A 1,607-nucleotide genomic window follows, 5' to 3' on the forward strand; every position below is an offset into this window, starting at 1 on the left:
CATGAACCGACCGTTGCGGTGCACGAGGAGCCCGGTGAGGCCGTCGGCGGTGTTGCGCTCCCGGGCGTGTGCGAGCACGTCCTCGAGCGCGTCGTCGTCGAACGGCTCCGTGGCCGAACTCATGTAGACGAGTGACTGCAGCATGCCCTCGATCCTGCACCGATCACCCCGCGCCCGACGCCCCCAGAACGGGATCGACCCGGACCGGCCAGGAGACGCGACCCGCACCGGCCAGAGGCGCGACCCGCCCGCTACGCCCGGATCTCCCGCATGTTCTGCGCCTGCCACCCCTCGGGGACCGACGCGCGGAACGCCTCGAGCGCCGCCTCGTAGCTCGGGCCGGTCGCCTCGTGCGGGCGCGTCTCCCGGGAACGGGCGATCGCACGCACGGTGGTCTCCCCGGTCGCCTTGCTCGTGACCGCGTTCACCTGCTGCAGCTCGAACCCGTGCAGGTCCAGGGCCTCGACCGCCGCCGTGCGCGCCGCCTCGATGTTCTCGCCGCTGCCCTCGGCCTCCGTCGTCGCGGTCGAGCGCAGTTCTCCTCGCAGTGTCGTCACCCGTCCAGTATCGCGGTCCCGCGACGGGCCAGCGGCCCCCGGACGGGGTCTGCCGCCCGAGGACGGCCCGCGCCACGATCGTGGACGGCCACTGATCCCGAGGAGCCCCATGCGCCGCACCACCATCGCCGCCGCCCTCGTCGTCAGCGTCGCCGCCGTCGTGTCGTCGCTCGTCGGTGTCGCACCGGCACAGGCGGCCGCGATGCCCGCCGCGATGAAGGCGCAGTACGACCACCAGTACGGCACCTTCACGCCGTTCACGAAGTCGGGCAGCCGGAACGCCACGATCGTGCTCCCGCAGAACGCCCGCAGCGGGATCATCGTCGCGACGTTCACCCCGACGACGAAGGACATGAACTCCTCCGACGCGGACTTCATCGTGAGGGAGCTCAACAGCAAGGGCGGGCCGACCGGGTCGATCCCGATCGGCCTGTCCGGCAAGTACACCGGCCGCGTCGCGTACGGCACCGACTCGTGGCGCAAGCCAGCGGCGCTCGAGGTCGAGGCGAAGGGGCAGTGGACGCTGAAGTTCAGCCAGGTGTCCAGCGCGCCGGCCCTGACCGCCTCCGGTCACGGCGACGACGTGATGCTCTACTGGGGCGCGACGGCCACCCGACAGTTCCGCTGCACGAACACCCGCGTCGCGACCTGCATGCTCCGCGACACGCTGCTCCGCAACGACTACGAGACCATCCCCGCGAGTGACAACGGCTCCGGCAAGGACCTCTCGAAGCGGATCACCCTGTCGAAGGGTCCGTCCGTCCTGCAGCTGAACGCGGGGAGCACCTGGTCGATCCGCTGAACCGACGGGCGTCGGAGGTCGGTGGCACCTGGCACGATTGACCCGTGCCAGCCGCTCCGATGATCGACGCCGTCGACGTCATCCGCTTCGTCGGGGCGCAGGCCTTCGGCCGTGCGCGCGACCTCGTCCGTGCGGGCCTCGTCGACGACGTCGTCTGGCACGACGACGACGGCTCCGTGACCGGTGTCGTGTCCGGCTCCGCAGACGACCCGTACAAACTCCGCGTCGAGACCACCCCGGCGCGCGGC

Annotated in this window: 4 protein-coding genes; 2 read left to right on the top strand and 2 right to left on the bottom strand. The window is 71.3% G+C overall.

Annotation, left to right across the window (positions count from 1 at the left end; translation table 11 throughout):
- Both I5E_RS26960 and I5E_RS08920 read right to left on the bottom strand, forming a co-directional pair.
- Positions 1 to 144, bottom strand: a 144-nt coding sequence (locus I5E_RS26960; protein WP_022906673.1) for a BLUF domain-containing protein, incomplete at its 3' end; no start/stop codon positions are given.
- A gap of 107 nt (positions 145 to 251) precedes the next feature.
- Complete coding sequence (locus I5E_RS08920) at positions 252 to 557, bottom strand: hypothetical protein (RefSeq protein ID WP_022906674.1); 306 nt, start codon at positions 555 to 557, stop codon at positions 252 to 254.
- 109 nt (positions 558 to 666) lie between these two features.
- Between I5E_RS08920 and I5E_RS08925 the strand changes: the two genes are divergently transcribed.
- Both I5E_RS08925 and I5E_RS25365 read left to right on the top strand, forming a co-directional pair.
- Positions 667 to 1,359: a hypothetical protein gene (locus tag I5E_RS08925; RefSeq protein ID WP_022906675.1), complete on the top strand. Its 693-nt coding sequence runs from the start codon at positions 667 to 669 to the stop codon at positions 1,357 to 1,359.
- A gap of 44 nt (positions 1,360 to 1,403) precedes the next feature.
- Positions 1,404 to 1,607 (top strand): hypothetical protein (locus I5E_RS25365; protein ID WP_187290485.1); only part of this gene is annotated, 204 nt, incomplete at its 3' end.

This window comes from Curtobacterium sp. B18 (genome assembly GCF_000333375.1).
Taxonomy (GTDB): domain Bacteria; phylum Actinomycetota; class Actinomycetes; order Actinomycetales; family Microbacteriaceae; genus Curtobacterium.

Bases quoted from the DNA above. Each gene is read 5' to 3' on its own strand.
- I5E_RS08925 (WP_022906675.1), top strand. From the start codon at position 667: ATGCGCCGCACCACCATCGCCGCCGCCCTCGTCGTCAGCGTCGCCGCC.